The following is a 19333-nucleotide window of genomic DNA, read 5'->3' on the forward strand; positions in this document are numbered from 1 at the left end:
GGTTCTGGAGATGGCACGCCGCAAGAACGAGAACCGCGTCGACCTGTCCGCCTTCGACCAGCCGGGCGCCCGGGTCATCGACAACCCGCTGACCACCGAGGTCGAAGACTCCTACCTGGAATACGCCTACTCCGTCATCCACTCCCGGGCGCTGCCCGACGCGCGGGACGGCCTCAAGCCGGTCCACCGGCGGATCCTGTGGTCGATGTCGGAGCAGAACCACCGCCCCGACCGGCCCTACGTGAAGTCGGCCCGGGTGGTCGGCGACGTGATGGGTAAATACCATCCGCACGGCGACGTCGCGATCTACGACGCCCTGGTCCGGCTCGCCCAGGACTTCTCGCTCAACACGCCGCTCATCGACGGCCACGGCAACTTCGGCTCGCCCGACGACGGCCCGGCCGCCGCGCGATACACCGAGGCCCGGATGTCGCGCGAGGCGATGCTGCTGGTCGGCGAGCTCGGCGAGGGCACCGTCGACTTCAAGCCCACCTACGACGGCTCCGAGCAGGAGCCCAAGGTGCTGCCCGCGGCCTTCCCGAACCTGCTGGTCAACGGCACGTCCGGGATCGCGGTCGGGATGGCGACCAACATGATCCCGCACAACCTCGGCGAGGTCGTGGCGGCCGCCCGGCACCTGATCACCCACCCGGAGGCCGACCTCGACGCGCTGATGCGCTTCGTGCCCGGCCCCGACCTGCCGACCGGCGGGCAGCTGCTCGGCCTCGACGAGGTGCGCCGGGCCTACGAGACCGGCCGCGGCGTGGTGCGCATCCGGGCCCGGGCGCAGACCGGCCTGCTCGAGGGCGGCCGCGGCCGCCAGGCGATCACGGTGACCGAGCTGCCCTACGGCGTCGGCGCCGAGAAGATCATCGAGGCGATCACCGACGAGGTGAAGGGCAAGCTGATCACCTCGGGCCCGCGGCGCGGCCAGCGCCAGGCGGCCCGGCTCGTCGGCATCTCCGACGTGAAGGACCTGACCGACCGCGAGCACGGCACCCGGCTCGTCATCGAGTGCAAGGTCGGCGTCAACCCGCAGGCGCTGCTCGCCGACCTCTACCGCCTGACCCCGCTGGAGAGCTCGTTCGGCATCAACAACCTGGTGCTCGTCGACGGTCAGCCGCGCACCCTCGGGCTCAAGGCGCTGCTCGAGGTGTTCGTCCAGCACCGCTACGACGTGGTCACGCGCCGGACCACGTTCCGCCGCACCAAGCGCGAGGACCGGCTCCACCTCGTCGACGGCCTGCTCATCGCCCTGATCGACATCGACCGCGTGGTCGCGCTGATCCGGGCGAGCGACGACGCGGCCGCCGCGAAGGCCGGCCTCATGAGCGAGTTCGGGCTCTCCGAGATCCAGGCGACGTACATCCTGGACACCCCGCTGCGCCGGCTCACCCGGTTCGACCGGATCGAGCTGGAGACCGAGCAGGAGCGCCTCCGCAACGAGATCGCCGAGCTGTCCCGCATCCTCGACAACGAGGACGTCCTCAAGCAGGTCGTCTCGGACGAGCTCGCCGAGGTGGCCACCGAGTTCGGCCGGCCGCGGCACACCACCCTCATCGACGGCGACCTCAAGGAGGTGCTCGCCGCGTCGGTGCCGGCCGGGCCGCTCGAGGTGGCCGACGACCCGTGCCAGGTGATCCTCTCCGCCACCGGGCTGATCGCGCGGACGGCGGCGGAGAGCGAGGAGAGCACCGAGGCGCGCAAGCGCAGCGGCCGGGTCAAGCACGACGCGGTCCGCGCGGTGATCCACTCGACGGCCCGCGGCCGCATCCTGCTGATCACCAACCGGGGCCGGGCGTTCAAGACCGACGTGCTGACCCTGCCGGTGCTGCCCGAGCAGTCCGGGACCGTCTCGCTGCGCGGCGGCATGTCCGCCTCCGAGCTGGTGCCGCTGCACAAGGGCGAGAAGGTCGTGGGTCTCGCGCCACTGGCCGCGGGCGACTCGCCCGGCCTCGCCATGGGCACGAAGCACGGCATCGTGAAGGTGTGCGCCCCGGAGTGGCCGGTCCGCTCCGACGAGTTCGAGGTGATCACGCTGAAGGAGGGCGACGAGGTCCTCCAGGCCACCTGGCTGGTCGACGGGGCCGAGGCGCTCGTCTTCGTCACCTCCGACGCGTCGCTGCTGCGCTTCCCGGCGAAACTGGTGCGGCCGCAGGGCCTCAAGGGCGGCGGCATGGCCGGCGTCAACCTGGCCGCCGAGGCCGTGGTGCTGTCGTTCAACGCGGTGAACACGGCCGACACCGAGCACGGTGAGCCGATGGTCGTGACGTCGACCGGGACCCAGGTGAAGCTGACGCCGTTCGCGTCGTACCCGGCCAAGGGGCGGGCCACCGGCGGGGTGCGGGCGCAGCGGTTCCTCAAGGGGGAGACGCAGCTGGTCGTGGCGTGGGTCGGTCCGCGGCCGGTCGGTGCCTCTGCCACTGGTGATCCGGTGGAGTTGCCGGAGCCGGATTCCCGTCGTGACGGGTCCGGGACCGCCGTCATCATGGGGCCGCAGCTCATCGGGCACCTGATCGAGAGGGACTGACGCGCTGCCGGGGCGGTTTTGGGGCGCTCTCTGGGCGGTTTTGGGGCGGGGATGGCCCACTCCGGGCGGTCAGGCTTGATCCCTGCGTGGGCCATCCCCGCCCCAAAACCTTGCCTGGTCACCCTTGGGTGCGGCGGGATCCCGGCAGTGCGTGGATTGCCGTGAGGACCTCTGCGGGGAGGGGGCCCTCGGCCTCTGCCTGGAGGCATTCGGTGAGTTCTCGGCGGTTCTTCACGCCCAGGATGACGCTGGAGACGCCGGGGACCGAGAGGGCGTAACGGTGGGCCAGGACGGCTGCTGAGGTGCCCAGGTCTGCTGCCAGCTTGCGGAATGGGGCGGCTTCGGCGAAGTCCTTTGCCGCCGGGTGGGTGGGTGGCAGGTTGCGGTCCAGGTTGTCGGTAAGGGAGCCTGCTGCTACTGCTCGGATGGCCAGGATCGGGATGCCGTGGGCGCTGGCCACGTCGATCAGCTCGTCGTTGCGCGGGGCGACATCCGGATAAATCCACATGTCGCCGTTCATGTCTAGTGGGTTGACGATGATCTGGGCGGCGTCCGGGCGCGGGGATGACTGGAGGGCGTCCAAGGTGGTCTGCGGGTGTCCTACGGCGGTGATGCCCCAGGCGCGGATCTTGCCGGTCTCGCGCAGGTGCTCGAAGGCGGGGATCACGGCGTCGCGGTAGGAGTCCCAGTGGATCGTGCCGGCCGCGGAGGCGGAGCCGTCGCGGGGGAGCAGCTGGGTGTGCAGCAGGAAGAGGTCCAGGTGGTCGCGGCCGAGGCGGGTGAGGCTGCCCTCGAGGCTGCGGCCGATCAGGCCGGCGAAGTCGCCGCCCGGCGGGACGTCGTGGACCTGGACCTTCGAGGTGACCTGCGCGTCCGGGTGGGAGGACGAGCGCAGCGCGTCACCGATCACCCGCTCGGCCTCGTAGTCGTCGCCGTAGGAGGGGGCCACGTCCAGCATCGTGATGCCGGCGTCGAGGGCGGCGTGCACGGTCGCCACCGCCTCGCCGCGGTCGGTGCTTCCCCAGACGCCGCCGAGGCCGCCGCCGCCGAGGGTGAGCGCGCTGATCTGTCCGAGCCTGCCGAAGTCTCTGCGTTCCATGACGTCGACGCTAGGAGCTGGAGCGCGCTCCAGGACAAGCCACAACAACCCACAAACCACGACCCCTCCCGATCTTGTTGATCCGCACAGGGACGGGGCGTCCCGAATCAACAAGATCGAGAGGGGGGAGTGGAGAGCTTTCTACTTGCTGGGCTCGGGAATGTCGCAGGTGATCTTCGGGTTCACGCCCATCCAGTTGAGCGGACCCGCGATCGTGGTGATGATGACGGTGCCCGCCTCGGCGCAGCTCGCGTCGCCGGTGTCCTTGAAGTAGCCTCGCTGGAACGCGGCGACGACGCCGAGTGCCAGCCAGATGACGATTATGACCGCGCCGATCCGCATCGGGGACCTCCTCTACCGGGGATGCGCGGCAGATACCCCGCCGGGTCAGTCCGCTAAACGGCGCGCCTGCAGGGTGTAGGTGTGCGGCAGGCGCTCCGGGCGGTCGATGAGCTGATATTCGCCTCCGCCGATCGGGCGCATGTCGCGCTCCAGGGCGTTCCACGGCACCGACTGATGCTCCTCGAGTCCGGTGAGGACCAGCCCGGCCTCGAGGACCGCCGTGACGATCTCGCCGAGCCCGTGGTTCCACTCGTGCGTCACGGTGTGCTGGAACTCGTGGTCGGTCGACACGTAGGTGCCGGCCTCGTCCCAGATCTGCGGCTCGGCGTGCTCGAAGTACGGCGTCGCGAGCGCGAGCAGGCCGTCGGTGCGCTCGTAGTCGAGCGACCAGAGGACGGGGTGGCCCTCCCGGATGAAGAGCCGGCCGCCCGGGGCGAGCAGCGACGCGACGGTCCGCGCCCACCGCTTGATGTCGGGCAGCCAGCCGAGCGCGCCGACCCCGGTGTAGACCAGGTCGAACCCGCCGTCCAGGACGTCCCTGGCGGCGTACACGTCACTCTCCACGAAGGAGATCGAGGCGCCCGCCCGCTCGGCGACCACCCGGGCCTGCTCCAGGGAGGCGCCGGAGAAGTCGAGGCCGGTCATGGTGGCGCCGAGCCGCGACAGCGAGACCGTGTCGGTGCCGATGTGGCACTGCAGGTGCACGCCGCGCAGCCCGGCGATGTCACCGAGGCGGGGCCGGTCGAAGCGGACGACGTCGCTCAGGAACGACGGGTCGTTCGCGAAGTCCTCGACGTGGTAGTCGGGCGACGCGGCGTGGGGTGCAGCGCGCTCGTCCCAGTTCGCGCGGTTCACGTCGAGGTAGTCGGTCATGCGCCGGAGCGTACGCGGTCCCGGAACCAGAGCGCGCTCCTTTTCGGCGTGCGCACCTGGGTCTCGTAGTCGACGTGCACGAGGCCGAACCGCTTCGCGTAGCCCTCGGCCCACTCGAAGTTGTCCATCAGCGACCAGGTGAAGTATCCGCGCACGTCGGCGCCGGCGGCCCGGGCCGCGAGGACCGCGTCGACGTGCGCCGCGAGGTACGCGGTCCGCTCCGGGTCGTCGACGAATCCGGTGGCGTCCGGCACGTCGTCGTAGACCGCGCCGTTCTCGGTCACGGCGAGCGGGATCCCGTAGTCGTCGTGCAGCCGCTTCAGCAGGACGGTGAACCGGTCCGGGGTGATCGGCCAGTTCAGGGCGGTACGCGGGACGTCGGGGTAGATCTCCCGCACCACGGGCAGGCCCGCGGCGTCGGTGGTGTTGCCGTCCGCGTCGTACCCGGAGAAGTCCTGCCCGAAATAGAAGTTGACGCCCAGAATGTCGATCGGCGCCGAAATGATCTCCAGGTCGCCGTCCCGGATCGGCAGCGCGAAGCCGCGGGCGGCCAGATGTTCCAGCACGTCGTCGGGGTAGGCGCCACGGGCGATCGGGTCGAGGAAGATCCGGGTGCCCATCCCGTCGGCGAGGCGGGCGGCGGCGATGTCGACCGGATCGCCGGACGCCGGTGTCGCCGTCCCGATGTTGAGAGCCGGCCCGACGACGTTCCCTTCCCGGCGCAGCGAGGAAGCGACCAGCCCGTGCCCCAGCAGCAGGTGGTGCGTCGCGTCGATCGCCGCCCCGAAGTCCTTGCGGCCCGGCGCGTGCACCCCGTGCTCGTAGCCGAGGTAGGCCACGCACCACGGCTCGTTGACCGTCCCCCAGTTGCGCACCCGATCCTGCAGGCGGTCGGCGACCAGCCCCGAGTACTCGGCGAACCGGTACGCCGTGTCCCGGTTCGTCCACCCGCCGCGATCCTCCAGCTCCTGCGGCAGATCCCAGTGGTAGAGCGTCAGCCAGGGGTCGACCCCGGCCGCCAGCAACTCGTCCACGAGCCGGTCGTAGAAGTCGAGGCCCGCTCGGTTCGCCGGGCCGCGGCCGTGCGGCTGCACCCGGGTCCAGGAGACCGAGAACCGGTAGGCGTCCACCCCGAGGCTCTTGATCAGCTGAACGTCGTCCGGCATCCGGTGGTAGTGGTCGCACGCCACGTCACCGGTCTCGCCGACCACGTCCCGGGCGAAGGTGTCCCAGATGGACGGCGTGCGCCCGTCCTCGGCGGCGGCGCCCTCGATCTGGTAGGCCGAGGTGGCCACTCCCCACGTAAATGTCACGAAATTTCCCCATGAAATAGTGGAGGCCGGTCCCGACGGCAGGGGACCGGCCTCCGGCTTAGGCGACCGGGTGCAACCAGCAGGCCACGGTTCGCGTGGCGGCGTCCGGCGTTCCGGGAGCACCCAGCACCGGGATGTTGTCGGCGCACGGGTCGAACGCCTTCGGGCACCGGGGGTGGAACGAGCACCCGCTCGGCATGCCCTTGAGGTCGGGCGGCGATCCGGGGATGCCGGTGAGCTCGCGGCGCGGTCCGCGCAGCGCGGGGAAGGATCCGAGCAACCCCGCCGAGTACGGGTGCAGAGCGTCCCGGTAGATCGACGCCGCCGGCGCCTCCTCGACGATCCGGCCGCCGTACATGATCGCGATCCGGTTCGAGAACTCGACCAGCAGCGACAGGTCGTGCGTGATGAAGATGACCGAGAAGCCGAGCCGTTCCCGCAGCTCGATGAGCTGGCCGAGGATCTGCCGCTGCATCACCACGTCGAGCGCCGTGGTCGGCTCGTCCATGATCACGACCTGCGGCTGGAGGATCAGCGCCATGCCGATCATGACGCGCTGCCGCATGCCGCCGGAGAGCTGGTGCGGGTACGCGTCCATCCGGTCGGCCGCGATCCCGACGAGCTTGAGCATCTCCCGGGCCCGGGCGTTGCGGCTGTGCTCGCTCATCGTCGGGTCGTGCGCCTTGAGCACGTCGGTGAGCTGCGTGGAGATCTTGTGCACCGGGTTGAGCGAGTTCATCGCGCCCTGGAACACGATCGCCGTCTCGTTCCACCGGAACTGCCGCAGCCGGCTGTCCGAGAGCCCGAGCACGTCGTACGCCTCGCCCTCGGCCGGGTGGTAGATCACCTGACCGCCGGTGATCACACCGGGAGGGGGGAGGAGCCGGGTCATCCCGTACGCCAGGGTCGACTTGCCCGAGCCGCTCTCGCCGGCCAGACCGAGCACCTCGCCGCGGTGCAGGGTGAGGTTCACGTCGCGGACGGCGCGGACCGCCTGGTCGCCGAGGCCGTACTCGACGTTGAGGTTGCGGATCTCGAGAACGGGCTCGCTCACGGCGCGACCTCCTTCCGGATGACGGGGGTGACGGGCGTCTTCGACGCGTGCGTGTGCGGCTCGGCCGAGTTGTTCAGCACCGGCGTGAAGCCGATCCGCATCCGCACGGTGCGGCCCGAGACGGTCTTGAGCTTGGTCTTGCCCATGCTGCGCAGGCGCGGGCTGACGAACTCGTCGATCCCGAAGTTGATCAGTGACAGGGCGGTGCCGAGGAACGCGATGGCGAGACCGGCCGGGATGAACCACCACCAGGCGTTCTGGGCGAGCGCCTGCTGGCCCTGCGCCCAGAACAGGATGGTTCCCCAGTTCCAGGTGCTGGCCGAGGTGACGCCGATGAAGGCCAGGGTGATCTCGGAGAGCACCGCGAAGATGACCGTGCCGACGAAGCCGGAGGCGATCACGGCGGTCAGGTTCGGCAGCAGCTCGAAGCCGATGACCCGCCAGGTCCGCTCGCCGGTGGCCCGGGACGCCTCGACGAAGTCGCGCCGGCGCAGCGAGAGCGTCTGCGCCCGCAGCACCCGGGCGTTCCAGGACCACGAGGTGAGGCCGATGACCAGGGCGATCAGCCAGTCCTCGGCGCTCTCCAGGGTGGACGTGATGATGATGATGAGCGGTAGGGCCGGGATCACCAGGAAGACGTTGGAGAGGGCGGAGAGGACCTCGTCCGTCCGGCCGCCGACGTACCCGGCGGTCACCCCGATGATGACCGAGAGCACGGTCGCCACGATGCCGGCGAAGAAGCCGACGAAGATGACGCTGCGGGTGCCGACCAGCAGCTGGCTGAACACGTCCTGGCCCAGGTGGGTGGTGCCCAGCCAGTGGTCCCCGGACGGCGGCTGGACCAGCTGGTCGCCGCGCGCGCTCGGGTCGTAGGGCGCGATCCACGGGCCGATCACCGCGAACAGCAGGTAGAAGCCGAGGACGATCAGGCCGGCCGCCGCCTTCTTGTTGGCGACGAACCGGAAGCGCTGCCGCTTGACCTTGGCCGGCTTCGCGGCGTCGGGCTGGGCCATCGCGCCCTGTTCCGGGATGACCTGCTCGATGCTGGAGGTGGGGATCGTCATCGCTCAGCCCTCCTTACGGGTGCGCGGGTCCAGGAGCAGGTACGCGATGTCCGCCAGCAGGTTCGCGACGAGCACCGAGATCGTGATGATCAGGAAGACGCCCTGCATGAGCGGGTAGTCGGACGCGCCGAGCGCCTGGAAGAGCTGGAAGCCGATGCCCGGGTAGGAGAAGACGATCTCCACGAGCAGCGTGCCGCCGACGATGAAGCCGAGCGAGAGCGCGAAGCCGGAGACGTTCGGCAGCAGCGCGTTGCGCGCCGCGTAGCTCATCGCGACCCGGCGGTCGGAGAGGCCCTTCGCGTGCGCCACGGTGATGTAGTCCTCCGAGGAGACCGTCACCATCATGTTGCGCATGCTCAGGATCCAGCCGCTGACCGACGAGATCAGGATGGTCAGCGCGGGCAGCAGGCTGTGCTGGATGGCGCTCGGGATGAAGTACTGGTCCCAGGCCGGCACCAGGCCGCTGTCGAAGCCGCCGGAGGACGGGAAGAAGCTGTCCGGCCCGGTGAGCAGGTAGATCGCGATGATGCCGAGCCAGAAGTACGGCACCGAGGAGAGGAACGTGGTGACCGGCAGCAGGCCGTCGGCCCACGAGCCGCGCCGCCAGCCGGCCAGGACGCCGAGGCCGGTGCCGAGGAAGAAGCTGATCACCGTGGTGATGCCGACCAGCAGCAGCGTCCAGGGCAGCGAATTGGAGATGATCTCGGAGACCGGGGTGGGGAAGAACGTGAACGACAGCCCCAGGTCGCCGGAGAACAGCTGCTTCCAGTAGCTGATGTACTCCTGCCAGATGCTCGCGTCCTTGTCGAGTCCGAACAGGACGTACATCGAGTCGATGGCCTGGCTGCTGAGCTGACCCTGGTACTTGGTGATCAGGGCCTGGACCGGGTCGCCGGGGATCATCCGGGGGATGAGGAAGTTCAGCGTGATCGCGGCCCACGCGGTGAAGAGGTAGAAGGCGAGGCGCTGCAGGAAGTACTTCACGACGCGACCTCGTTCTTGTCGTACAGCCAGCACGCGGCCCAGTGGCCGGGCTTGTCGCCGATCTCGAGGCGCACCGGGAGGTCGGTCGAGCAGCGCGGCATCGCGACCGGGCAGCGCGGGTGGAAGCGGCATCCGGTCGGCGGGTGGATGAGGCTCGGCGGCTCGCCGTTCCCGCGCTCCTCGGCGCCGGCTTCGGCGGCGCCGGCGAGGCGGTCCGGGTCCGGGGCGCTTTCGATCAAAAGCCTGGTGTACGGGTGGGCCGGCGACTGCGTGACGGTCTCCGAGTCGCCGCCCTCCACCATCCGGCCCGCGTACATGACCATCGTCTCGTCGGCGAAGTAGCGCGCCGAGGCGATGTCGTGGGTGATGTAGAGGATCGCCAGGTTGAGGCGCTCCTTGAGATCCCGGAGCAGGTTCAGCACGCCGAGGCGGATCGAGACGTCCAGCATCGACACCGGCTCGTCGGCGAGCAGGGCCTCGGGCTGGGCGCCGAGCGCGCGGGCGATCGCGACGCGCTGCCGCTGGCCGCCGGAGAGCTCGTGCGGGAACTTGTCGAGGTAGCGCTCGGGCGGCGTGAGCGAGACCCGCTCCAGCAGCTGGTGCAGCGCGCCGTCGAGGTCCTCCCCGGCGTTGCCGTGGATCTTCAGCGACCGCTCGAGGTGGTACCGGATGGTGTGCACCGGGTTCAGCGACGCGAACGGGTCCTGGAAGATCATCTGGACCTGGGCGCAGTACCGGCGGAACGCCGAGCCCGACTTGACCATCGTCGTCTCGCCGTGCAGCCGGATGTCGCCGCCGGTCCGGGGATAGAGCTGTGCGAGCAGCCGCGCCACGGTGGACTTGCCCGAGCCCGACTCGCCCACGAGGGCCACGACCTGGCCGCGGCGGAGCGTGAGGTTCACATCGTCGACGGCGTGAACCGCGTCGTGCCGGTTGGAGAAGAGGTCACGCAGCCGCCGGCGGACGGGGAAGTGCTTGGTCAGGCCGATCGCCTCGAGCACCACCTCGCCGGCCGGCGCCTTCGCGTCCGGGATCGACGTCATGCCGTTTCCTTCGTACATGCTTCAGGCGGGCGCCCCGGCCGGAACCGGGGCGCCCGCGTGCGATCAGGAGTTGGCGGGCTGAAGCTTCAGGACGACCTGGAGAGCGGCGGCCTGCGTGGGCTGGGCCGGCGCGTACGAGTCCGCGTCGGTGGGCCAGCCGACCCAGTTCTTGGTGCTGTACGCGGCGCCGACGTTGTCCGAGCCGACCGGCAGCATCGGGGCCTGCTCCACGAAGATCTTCTGGATCGTGGCGAGCGCGGTCTTGCGGGCCGCGTCGTCGGTCGCGTTCGAGTACGCCTTGAGCGCGGCGGTCGCCTCCGGGCTGTCGAAGCGGCCGAAGTTGCCCTGCTGGGCGGCGGTGCCGATGGGCTTCATCAGGTCGCCGTCCATGACGGTCTGGTAGATGTCGAACGGCGTCGAGCCACCGTTGGTCCACCGCATGGTGGCCTCGAAGTCGCCCTTCTGGACGTTCGCGTCCCAGACGTTCTGGTTCGGCTTCTCGACGGTGGCCTCGATGCCGATCTCGGCGAGGTTGCTCTTGATGATCTCGAGCGAGGTCTGGTAGTCGGACCACGGCGCCGGGTCGGTCAGCTTGATGGTGACCGGCTTGCCGGACTTGTCCTTGAGGACGTTGCCGTCGAGCTTGTAGCCGGACTGGGTGAGCAGGGCCTTGGCGCCCTCGACGTCGACCGAGAAGGTCTTGCCCTGGTACTCGTCGGCGATGTAGGCGTCACCGGCGCCCTCCGGGAGACCGGTGACGCTCTTGATCTCCGGGTGGAAGTAGCTCGCCTCGGCCTGGACGAAGATGTCGTTCCGGTTGATCACCATGTTCATGGCGCGGCGCAGGGCCGGGTCGTCGAACGGCTTCTTCGTGGTGTTGATGTAGAGGCCGTGGATGCCGAGCACGCCGGGCGCCCAGACCTTGTAGTGCTCCGGGTCCTTGGAGACGAAGGTCTGCTCGTAGTTCGGGATGAAGACGAAGCTCCACTCCGCCTGGCCGCTCGCAAGGGCCGTGGCCTGCGCGTTGTTGTCGGCGTAGGAGGTGTAGCGCAGCTCCTTCACCTTCGGCGCGGTGCCCCAGTAACCGCTCTCTCGAGCGGTGAGGATCGTCGCCTGCTGGGAGAACGACTTCAAGGTGTAGGGACCGCTGCCGACCGGGTTCTTGAACGCGTCGGTCGCCGGGTCGGAGATCGTCTCCCAGATGTGCTTCGGCACGATCGGGGTCTGGCCGATGACCTTGTGGTGCGTGGTGAACTGCGACGTCTTGAACGTCATCTTCACCTTGTTGCCGTCCGCCGTGATCTGGTCGTACGGGATGGCGAAGAGGTTGAGCGCCTCGTTGCTCTTGATCAGGTTGTGGGTGTAGACCACGTCCTCGGCGGTCAGCGGCTTGCCGTCGGACCAGGTCACGCCGTCCCGGATCACCAGGTCGACGGTCTTGTAGTCCGGCGACCACTTGATCTCGCTGGCCAGCCACGGGGTCAGCGGGTCGGCCGGCTTCGTGTTGTTCCACTGGCCGAGCGGCTCGTAGATCATCCAGCGGTACCCGAGCGAGGCGGCGGCCGAGGTCTGGACGAACGGGTTGTTGCTCTCGGTCACCGTGCCGTTGGGCATACCGATCGAGAGGAAGTCGACCTGCTTGCCGTTCGACGCGTTCTTGTTGTTCTCGTTCGGCGAGTCGCCGCACGCGGTGAGACCGCCCGTGGCGAGCACGCCCGCCAGGGCGACCGCGAACAGTTTCCTTCTCTGCATCGCAATAACTCCTCGGGATTTCAAATGCGGGGTGAGAGGGGTGAAGGGCGTAGCTGTTCCCCGGCCGTCATAGCGGCCGGTAGATGGGGTTCTCGTCGGATCAGGTCCGGGTGGACTTCCGGACCGTGAAGGTCGCCGGGATTATGGTCGGCCGGTTCGGGAGGGGCGCTCCTTCGAAATGGGCGAGCAGCGTACGGGCCGCCGCCTCACCCATCTCCCGCAGAGGCTGGTGGACCGTGCTGAGGGCGGGCTTCGCGTGCGCCGCCATCGGGATGTCGTCGAAACCGACCACGGCGACGTCCTCGGGCACGCTCCGGCCGCTCTCCTGGACCGCCTGCATGGCGCCGAAGGCGGAGAGGTCGTTGTGGCAGAAGACCGCGTCGAACTCCATGCCGGACTCGATCGCGCGCTTGACGTTGTCGGTGCCGGAGCCGACCTTGAAGTCGCCGAGCATGATCCGGTCGGGCGAGATCGGGTGGCCGGCGTCGGCGTAGACCGAGACGAAGCCGTCGGTGCGCTGCTGGGTGCAGCCGAAGCGGGACGGCCCGGTGATCACGAGCGGCTTGTGGCGCCCGATCTCGATCAGGTGCTTGGCCGCGTCGGCGGCGCCGGTGTGGTTGGTCGTGCCGACGGTCGGGATCGTGCCGCCGGAGATCTGGTCGCGGTCGTCGATGAGCACCACCGGCAGCCCCCGGTTGTGCAGGGTGGCGATGTAGTCGAGGGTGCCCTCGGGCTCGATGACCAGCAGGCCGTCGAAGGACTTGGCGGCCACCTGGGCGGCGAACTGGCGCATCGAGTCGTCGCCGCGGTTGCAGGTGAAGAGCAGCAGGCCGTAGTGCTCCGCCTCGAGCACGTCGACCGCGCCCTGCAGCACCTCGCCCATCCAGGGCCAGGTGAGCGAGGGCACCAGCATGCCGACCACCCGGGTGCGCCCGCGGGCGAGGTTGACCGCGCGGGCGCTGGGGACGTAGCCCATCTCCTCGATCACCGCGCGGACCCGCGCGGCGGTCGTCTCGTCGAGCTCGCCCTTGCCGTTCAGCACCCGGGAGACCGTGGTCTTGCTGACCTTGGCCCGGGCCGCCACATCGGCGATCGTGATCGGCACTACGTCCCTCCGGGATGTTCCAGGGTGTTGCCAGGGGGTTTCGGAACCGGTTTCGGTACCGGTTCCGGCAGTCAACCCCAGTGAGGGCCGTCACGTCAACGGGGCGTGAGATCTATTTAGGTTTCGAGACGGTAACTGTGTTTAGAAATCGGCCGCCGTCGGTGTCCGGCCCAGGTTCGGGAGCACCACGCCGAGCGGGGCGTCGATCACCATGTCGGCGTACGGCTCGCCGCGGGTCACGCCCCGGTTCACGATCGCCACCCGGATGCCCTCCTTCACGGCGCGCAGCACGAACCGCCGGCCCGACATCACGGTCAGCGAGGAGCCGAGGACGAGCAGCGTGCGGGCCGAGCCGACCAGCTCGAACGCGCGGGTGACCCGGCCGGCCGGCACGGTCTCGCCGAAGTACACGACGTCCGGTTTGAGAACCCCGCCACAGGTACGGCAGTCCACCACCGCGAACCCGGTCAGCTCGGCGTCGTCGAGCTCCACGTCGCCGTCCGGGTTGATCGCGGTGGCGACCGCCGCGAAGCCCGGGTTCGCCAGGTCGAGCCGGCGCCCGAGCTCGGCGCGCGGGGTGAGCTCGCCACAGCCGAGACAGACGATCCGGGCCAGGTTGCCGTGCAGCTCCACCACGTCCCGGGCGCCGGCGGCCTGGTGCAGGCCGTCCACGTTCTGCGTGATCACGCCGTTGAGCAGGCCGGACTCCTGCCAGCGGGCGACCGCCCGGTGGCCGTCGTTGGGCAGCGCCCCGCCGATCGTGCGCCAGCCGAGGTGGCTGCGCGCCCAGTACCGCCGCCGGGCGATCGGGTCACCGGTGAAGGTCTGATAGGTCATCGGCGAGCCACGCCGGGCCGAGCCGGACGGGCCCCGGTAGTCCGGGATCCCGGAGTCGGTCGAGAGGCCCGCGCCGCTCAGCACGGTGACGCCGCCCTCGGCGATCCACTCGTCCAGCCGCGTCACCTGCTCCACCACCTGTAGGTCCATGACATCCATGGTCCCTCGCCGGAATGACCGCGCGTGCCATCCGTACGGGTGGCCGTGACCGGAATGACCCGTGTGCGCCGACCGGCCCTCCGATAGGTTGAACGAGCAGGTCACGGGCCTTCTTTGGGGGTGTTCGCATGGATTCCGCTCTACAGGGCTTTCTGAAGGCTGTGCCGCAGGCCACCGCGATCTGGTTGACGATCCTGCTCCTGCTCGCCGTCGCGATCGTGAGCTCGCGGCTGCCCCGGCTGCGCAAGCCCGCCGAACCGGCGCCGGACGAGAATCCGTACGCCGCCGAGATCGAGGGGGCCGTCGCCGAGGCGTCCGCGGCCGCCGAGCGCCGGCGCGCCGAGTGGGTGGCCGCGCAGGAGGCGGTCGACGCCGCCTGGACCGCGTACGAGGAGGCCGAGACGGCGGCCCGGCGGATCGGGGCGGCCACCGCGTTCCCGCTGATGAGCCGCCGCCGCAAGCCGGGCGAGAACGCCGACCGGCAGCGCTACCTGCACCGTGCCGCCACCGAGCTGTGCCGTACCCAGGACCTGTCGATCGGGCAGCTGAACGACGTCTTCGCGCACCGCGGCTGGAACCCGCGGCTGCACCCGGTCCAGCAGGAGGCGGTGCTGCACGGGGCCGTCCGGGCGCATCGGCTCGAGGCGTACCGAAAAGCTGTTGCTCTTGAACAGGCCGCGTGGCGCGGCGCGGAAGCGGCCGCGGAAACCCTGCGTGACCTGCGCGCCGAAGCCGCCGCGGCCCGGTTGCGCGGACCCGCCGACGAGGCCGCCGACCAGCAGTGGTGGTCCGAACAGTGGACGGGAGCCGAACTGCCGGCCGCCGCCTGACGTCCACCCTGGACCGCCTGCCCGTTCCCGCTCGGCCACTCAGGCCGCCCAGGTAACGTGAGCGCCGGGCGGTCTTGGGGTAAGGAGGCGATGGTGACGGTAACTCCCACGGGCGGCGGATCCCCGGGTCGCACGCCCACACCCCGGATGCACCGGGCCGCCCTCATCGAAGACGCGATCCACGAGATCATCGAGCGCCGGCTGGTCGGCCGCGGCTGGAAGCCGTACATCACGGCCTACACCGGCTACGGCGCCCCCGGCTGGGCCCGCGTGATGGGCCGGGTCCTGCTGGCCCGCCCCGGCCCGGTCAGCAAGCGCCGGGAGAAGGTCCGCGGCTGGCGCAGCTTCACCACCACCCCGGCCAGCGGGGCCGTGGTCCGGATCGAGCTCGGCGGCACGGTGACCGAGACCCGGTCGGACCGCAGCGGATACGTGGACTGCAAGGTCAAGGGCGACCTCGAGCCCGGCTGGGGCACCGCCCGGATGTCCACCGAGGGCGCCGCCCCGATCGACGCGCCGATCCGGGTGCTCGACCCGGCCGTGAAGTTCGGCGTCATCTCCGACATCGACGACACGGTCATGGTCACCACCCTGCCGCGCCCGCTGCTCGCCGCGTGGAACACGTTCGTGCTCGACGAGCACGCGCGTACCGCGGTCCCCGGCATGGCGGTCCTCTACGAGCGCCTGGTCAACGCGCACCCCGGCGCCCCGGTGGTCTACCTCTCCACCGGCGCGTGGAACGTCGCGCCCACCCTGACCCGCTTCCTGAGCCGGCACCTCTACCCGGCCGGCCCGATCCTGCTGACCGACTGGGGTCCCACCCCGGACCGCTGGTTCCGCAGCGGCCAGGAACACAAGCGCAAGTCGCTGGCCCGGCTCGCCGAGGAGTTCCCGAACGTCCGGTGGCTGCTCATCGGCGACGACGGTCAGCACGACCAGGAGATCTACTCCGAGTTCGCCCGGGCCCACCCGGAGAACGTGGCGGCCGTCGCGATCCGCCGGCTCTCGCCCACCCAGGCGGTGCTGGCCGGCGCGATCCCCGGACCGGACACCGCCGAGGTGGTGCCGTCCGGCGGCAAGACGTGGTTCTCCGCCCCGGACGGCGCCGGCCTCTGGTCCCTGCTGCGCGACACCGACGTGGTGTGACCGGCTTGGATCAGTCCGCGGCCTTCTCGGCCGGTTCCACCTCGCTGACCCGTTCGTGCAGCTTCTGCCTGATCTCGTCCGGGGTGTACGCTCGCCGCCGCCGCTCGGCCCGGGCGATCACCACGCCCGTCGCCGCGACGCCCGCCAGCCCTGCAAGTCCCGCTACCTTCCACCAACGCATCAGCTGAGGATAGACACGTGGTTGCCGAACTCAGCCTCGACGAGGCCATCGACCTGACGCGTACGGGTGACATCTGGATCTTTCGCGGGCGCTCCGGCCCGGATCGTGCCATCCAGACGCTCACCAACAGCCCGGTGAACCACGTCGGCATGTCCCTGGTGATCGACGACATGCCGCCGCTGATGTGGCACGCCGAGCTGGGCAGATCCCTCCCCGACATGTGGTCCGGCAACTTCCAGCGCGGCGTGCAGCTGCACGACCTGCGGGACGCCGTCACGGTCTGGGCCCGGCGCTACGGCCAGCGCGGCTACCTGCGCCAGCTCGACCCCGGCGCCACCCGGGAGATGGAGGACCAGGCCCTCAAGACCGTGGCCCGGCTCGACGGCACGCCGTTCCCGTCCACCTCGCAGCTCGCCTTCCGCTGGGCGCGCGGCCGGGTCCCGCAGATCCGGCTGCCGTGGCAGAAGGGCGGCGGCCAGGTCAGCGAGGCGACGCTGGAGAAGGCGTACTGCGCCGAGGTGGTCGCGGTGACCTATGAGGACATGGGCCTGCTGCCGCGAGGCCGCAAGGCCAACTGGTACGACCCGGGCCGCTTCTGGTCGGGTGACGAGCTGGAGCTCTGCCCCGGCTTCACCCTGGGGGACGAGATCTCGGTCAGCGTGCCGGAGGCCTGACGGTTTCGTCGTACCCCCGGCGCCGTCGCCCTGCTGACCGGCGAGGTCGGCATCGGCAAGAGCGCCGTGGTCGAGGAGGCGTCTCCCGCGCCACGGCGCCACGTTCAGACCGGCCGCGTCGACCCGGGTGCGGGCGCGCCCGCCTTCTGGCCCTGGCTGCGCCTCCTCGACACGGCAGGTGACACTCCTGCCCGCCCCGACCGACTGCCCCGCTGGACACCGGGACGCCCGTCCCCGCGCTCGGCCCTCCTCCGCGCGCGCCGGGCGGGCGGTGATCGGGATGTGCCGTGGGCTGCGGCCGGTGTCGGTCGGCTGTTGTGTATGGCTGTGGGGAGCGCCCTCCGGAGCAATGAGCTGCAGCCGGGCTGAGGTGGCTGTACGGGAGGGCGACAAATCGGGCGCCGAAACAGCTCTGAAGCTCAGCCGGGCAAGCGCGGCCGGGCTTCGGAGCTGTGAATCGTGCGCCGGGATCAGCGAGCCGGAATTGGTGAGCCTGGGTCAGCGAGCCGAGCGGCGCGGGTTGGAGCGGGCTGAGAAGGCCGCCGCTCCTCCCGAGGAGGCGGGGCGCTGCTGCGGCGTACCCGATCGCGGAGCGGAACCACGCGCCTGGCCGGACCCGCGCGATGAGCTCGCGCCCCGCGCCTGGCCGGCGTTGTGCGCCTGACCGGAACGCGCCTGTCCAGCACGCGCCTGCCCAGCACGCGCCTGTCCCGAACGGCCCTGTCCCGAGCGGTTCTTGCCCGTGCCACCGTCCTGCACTGCGGAAGAAGCCGCGGAAGAAGCCGCGGAAGAAGCAGCAGCCGGAGACGAACCCGAAGAGCGTGAGCCGCCGTCAGCAGCAGGCCGCCGCCCCCGACCACCGCGACGCCGGCGCGACTGCCCACCACGGGACTCGTCATCCGCATCCGAAACGGACGCGGTAGACGACGACGCGGAGGCGGACAGCGCGGCACTGATCGAATCCGGCGACTGGAACGTCCGCTCACCGGGAGCGAGCGTGGCGAGCAGCACATCCCCGGGCCGGGTCCGGTGCGTGACCGGGCGGATGCCCGCCTTCCGGGCGAGGTCCCGCACGTCCGCCTGCTGATCGTCGGTCATCAGCGTGATGACGGTGCCCCGCGCGCCGGCCCGGGCGGTACGACCCGAGCGGTGCAGGTAGGCCTTGTGCTCGACCGGCGGATCGGCGTGCACGACCAGGGTCACGTCGTCGACGTGGATGCCGCGGGCCGCGATGTCGGTGGCGACGAGCGTCCCGGCGGTGCCGTCGGAGAACGCGGACAAGTTGCGGTTGCGGGCGTTCTGCGCGAGGTTGCCGTGCAGTTCGACGGCGGGGACGCCGGCCGCGTTGAGCTGGCGGGTGAGGACCTTGGCACGGCGCTTCGTGCGGGTGAAGACGACCGAGCGGCCGGGTGCGGCGAGGAGTTCGACGAGGACGCCGAAGCGGTCGTCGTGCTGCACGTGCAGGACGTGGTGGTCCATCTCGACCGGCGCCTGCGCGGCCGCGTCCACGGCGTGCGTGACCGGCGAGCGCATGAAGCGCTGCACCAGCACGTCGACGCCGTTGTCCAGAGTGGCCGAGAAGAGCAGGCGCTGCCCGCCGGCCGGGGTCTGGGACAGCAGCCGCCGGACGACCGGGAGGAAGCCCAGGTCGGCCATGTGGTCGGCCTCGTCCAGAACGGTGATCTCCACATCGTCCAGGGCGGCGTGGCCGTTGCGGATGTGGTCGTCGAGGCGGCCCGGGCAGGCCACCAGCACGTCGACTCCCGCTTTCAGCGCCTTGATCTGCGGGTTCGCTCCGACACCCCCGAAGACCACCAGGGTACGAAGACCAGCCGCGTCGGCGAGCGGCCGCAGCGTGGCTTCGATCTGGGTGGCGAGTTCGCGGGTGGGCGCCAGGATCAGCGCGCGGGGCCGGCCGGCCCGGGGCTTGCGGGCGGACGCCGCGAGCCGCGCCACCACGGGGATGACGAACGCGTACGTCTTGCCGGAGCCGGTGCGCCCGCGGCCGAGCACGTCGCGCCCGGCGAGGGTGTCGGGCAGGGTGGCGGCCTGGATCGGGAACGGCGTGGTGATGCCGAGGTCGGTGAGCGCCGTGTCGAGGGCGGCGGGCACGCCGAGCTCGGTGAAGGTCGTCATGAAGTGGTGAACTCCAACGTCGTCGAGGGTCGTCCTGCCCGGCGCGGCGCGATGTTCCCGGCCGCGGCGCGTGGTGGTCGATCCGAGGGCGGCCTGGGAAAAGTCCGCAGGCCACTTCCGATCATTGTACCGGCCACGGTCCGCAACCGGTTCGCACCCGAGGGCGAACCGCGTCGCACTCAACAGGCCCGATCTTTCTCCTCAGCGCCGG

General features: G+C 70.4%; 17 protein-coding genes. 4 read left to right on the forward strand and 13 right to left on the reverse strand.

The window, feature by feature from the left end; translation table 11 throughout:
- Window positions 1–10: 10 nt before the first annotated feature.
- A complete protein-coding gene (locus tag AB0G10_RS06115) occupies window positions 11–2530 on the forward strand; it encodes a DNA topoisomerase IV subunit A (RefSeq protein ID WP_360917221.1) in 2520 nt (839 codons plus the stop codon).
- A gap of 118 nt (window positions 2531–2648) precedes the next feature.
- Here AB0G10_RS06115 and AB0G10_RS06120 read toward each other — a convergent pair whose 3' ends face one another.
- The 11 genes from AB0G10_RS06120 to AB0G10_RS06170 form a co-directional block, all read right to left on the reverse strand.
- The gene (locus AB0G10_RS06120; RefSeq protein ID WP_360917224.1) at window positions 2649–3629 is read right to left on the reverse strand and encodes an aldo/keto reductase; all 981 of its coding nucleotides are present in this window, start codon (window positions 3627–3629) and stop codon (window positions 2649–2651) included.
- A 141-nt stretch (window positions 3630–3770) separates the two neighbouring features.
- The gene (locus tag AB0G10_RS06125) at window positions 3771–3971 is read right to left on the reverse strand and encodes a hypothetical protein (RefSeq protein WP_360917227.1); all 201 of its coding nucleotides are present in this window, start codon (window positions 3969–3971) and stop codon (window positions 3771–3773) included.
- Between the two features lie 45 nt (window positions 3972–4016).
- Window positions 4017–4844, reverse strand: coding sequence for a class I SAM-dependent methyltransferase (locus AB0G10_RS06130; RefSeq protein WP_360917230.1), 828 nt, complete (start codon window positions 4842–4844; stop codon window positions 4017–4019).
- On the reverse strand, window positions 4841–6157 hold the full coding sequence (locus tag AB0G10_RS06135) for a GH1 family beta-glucosidase (protein WP_360917233.1): 1317 nt from the start codon (window positions 6155–6157) through the stop codon (window positions 4841–4843). Before AB0G10_RS06135 ends, AB0G10_RS06130 begins: the two co-directional genes overlap by 4 nt.
- Before the next feature lie 58 nt (window positions 6158–6215).
- Complete coding sequence (locus AB0G10_RS06140) at window positions 6216–7211, reverse strand: ABC transporter ATP-binding protein (RefSeq protein ID WP_360917236.1); 996 nt, start codon at window positions 7209–7211, stop codon at window positions 6216–6218.
- Complete coding sequence (locus AB0G10_RS06145) at window positions 7208–8275, reverse strand: ABC transporter permease (RefSeq protein ID WP_360917239.1); 1068 nt, start codon at window positions 8273–8275, stop codon at window positions 7208–7210. Before AB0G10_RS06145 ends, AB0G10_RS06140 begins: the two co-directional genes overlap by 4 nt.
- A gap of 3 nt (window positions 8276–8278) precedes the next feature.
- Window positions 8279–9259 (reverse strand): ABC transporter permease, encoded by a 981-nt coding sequence (locus AB0G10_RS06150; protein WP_360917242.1) that lies wholly within the window; start codon window positions 9257–9259, stop codon window positions 8279–8281.
- Window positions 9256–10302: an ABC transporter ATP-binding protein gene (locus AB0G10_RS06155; RefSeq protein WP_360917245.1), complete on the reverse strand. Its 1047-nt coding sequence runs from the start codon at window positions 10300–10302 to the stop codon at window positions 9256–9258. Before AB0G10_RS06155 ends, AB0G10_RS06150 begins: the two co-directional genes overlap by 4 nt.
- Before the next feature lie 63 nt (window positions 10303–10365).
- Window positions 10366–12054 carry an ABC transporter substrate-binding protein gene (locus AB0G10_RS06160; RefSeq protein ID WP_360917248.1) on the reverse strand — a complete coding sequence of 563 codons (1689 nt, stop codon included), beginning with the start codon at window positions 12052–12054 and terminating at the stop codon, window positions 10366–10368.
- A gap of 100 nt (window positions 12055–12154) precedes the next feature.
- Complete coding sequence (locus AB0G10_RS06165; protein ID WP_360917251.1) at window positions 12155–13159, reverse strand: LacI family DNA-binding transcriptional regulator; 1005 nt, start codon at window positions 13157–13159, stop codon at window positions 12155–12157.
- Between the two features lie 141 nt (window positions 13160–13300).
- The gene (locus tag AB0G10_RS06170; protein WP_360917254.1) at window positions 13301–14146 is read right to left on the reverse strand and encodes an NAD-dependent protein deacetylase; all 846 of its coding nucleotides are present in this window, start codon (window positions 14144–14146) and stop codon (window positions 13301–13303) included.
- Window positions 14147–14283: 137 nt separating this feature from the next.
- On the opposite strand from AB0G10_RS06170, the gene AB0G10_RS06175 reads away from it, so the two are divergent.
- A complete protein-coding gene (locus AB0G10_RS06175; protein ID WP_360917257.1) occupies window positions 14284–14985 on the forward strand; it encodes a hypothetical protein in 702 nt (233 codons plus the stop codon).
- A 147-nt stretch (window positions 14986–15132) separates the two neighbouring features.
- Window positions 15133–16131, forward strand: coding sequence for a phosphatase domain-containing protein (locus AB0G10_RS06180; protein ID WP_360917971.1), 999 nt, complete (start codon window positions 15133–15135; stop codon window positions 16129–16131).
- A 10-nt stretch (window positions 16132–16141) separates the two neighbouring features.
- Here AB0G10_RS06180 and AB0G10_RS06185 read toward each other — a convergent pair whose 3' ends face one another.
- A complete protein-coding gene (locus AB0G10_RS06185) occupies window positions 16142–16312 on the reverse strand; it encodes a hypothetical protein (RefSeq protein WP_360917260.1) in 171 nt (56 codons plus the stop codon).
- Between the two features lie 17 nt (window positions 16313–16329).
- Between AB0G10_RS06185 and AB0G10_RS06190 the strand changes: the two genes are divergently transcribed.
- A complete protein-coding gene (locus tag AB0G10_RS06190; RefSeq protein ID WP_360917263.1) occupies window positions 16330–16986 on the forward strand; it encodes a hypothetical protein in 657 nt (218 codons plus the stop codon).
- 498 nt (window positions 16987–17484) lie between these two features.
- Here AB0G10_RS06190 and AB0G10_RS06195 read toward each other — a convergent pair whose 3' ends face one another.
- Window positions 17485–19122 (reverse strand): DEAD/DEAH box helicase, encoded by a 1638-nt coding sequence (locus AB0G10_RS06195; RefSeq protein WP_360917266.1) that lies wholly within the window; start codon window positions 19120–19122, stop codon window positions 17485–17487.
- Between the last annotated feature and the right edge of the window lie 211 nt (window positions 19123–19333).

It is taken from the genome of Actinoplanes sp. NPDC023714 (assembly GCF_040639855.1).
Taxonomy (GTDB): Bacteria; Actinomycetota; Actinomycetes; order Mycobacteriales; family Micromonosporaceae; genus Actinoplanes.

Excerpts from the sequence above, each read along its gene's own strand:
- AB0G10_RS06115 (WP_360917221.1), top strand. The coding sequence starts at position 11 with ATGGCACGCCGCAAGAACGAGAACCGCGTCGACCTGTCCGCCTTCGAC.
- AB0G10_RS06120 (WP_360917224.1), bottom strand. The coding sequence starts at position 3,629 with ATGGAACGCAGAGACTTCGGCAGGCTCGGACAGATCAGCGCGCTCACC.
- AB0G10_RS06125 (WP_360917227.1), bottom strand. The coding sequence starts at position 3,971 with ATGCGGATCGGCGCGGTCATAATCGTCATCTGGCTGGCACTCGGCGTC.
- AB0G10_RS06130 (WP_360917230.1), bottom strand. The coding sequence starts at position 4,844 with ATGACCGACTACCTCGACGTGAACCGCGCGAACTGGGACGAGCGCGCT.
- AB0G10_RS06145 (WP_360917239.1), bottom strand. The coding sequence starts at position 8,275 with ATGACGATCCCCACCTCCAGCATCGAGCAGGTCATCCCGGAACAGGGC.
- AB0G10_RS06155 (WP_360917245.1), bottom strand. The coding sequence starts at position 10,302 with ATGACGTCGATCCCGGACGCGAAGGCGCCGGCCGGCGAGGTGGTGCTC.
- AB0G10_RS06160 (WP_360917248.1), bottom strand. The coding sequence starts at position 12,054 with ATGCAGAGAAGGAAACTGTTCGCGGTCGCCCTGGCGGGCGTGCTCGCC.
- AB0G10_RS06170 (WP_360917254.1), bottom strand. The coding sequence starts at position 14,146 with ATGGACCTACAGGTGGTGGAGCAGGTGACGCGGCTGGACGAGTGGATC.
- AB0G10_RS06175 (WP_360917257.1), top strand. The coding sequence starts at position 14,284 with ATGGATTCCGCTCTACAGGGCTTTCTGAAGGCTGTGCCGCAGGCCACC.
- AB0G10_RS06180 (WP_360917971.1), top strand. The coding sequence starts at position 15,133 with ATGCACCGGGCCGCCCTCATCGAAGACGCGATCCACGAGATCATCGAG.
- AB0G10_RS06185 (WP_360917260.1), bottom strand. The coding sequence starts at position 16,312 with ATGCGTTGGTGGAAGGTAGCGGGACTTGCAGGGCTGGCGGGCGTCGCG.
- AB0G10_RS06195 (WP_360917266.1), bottom strand. The coding sequence starts at position 19,122 with ATGACGACCTTCACCGAGCTCGGCGTGCCCGCCGCCCTCGACACGGCG.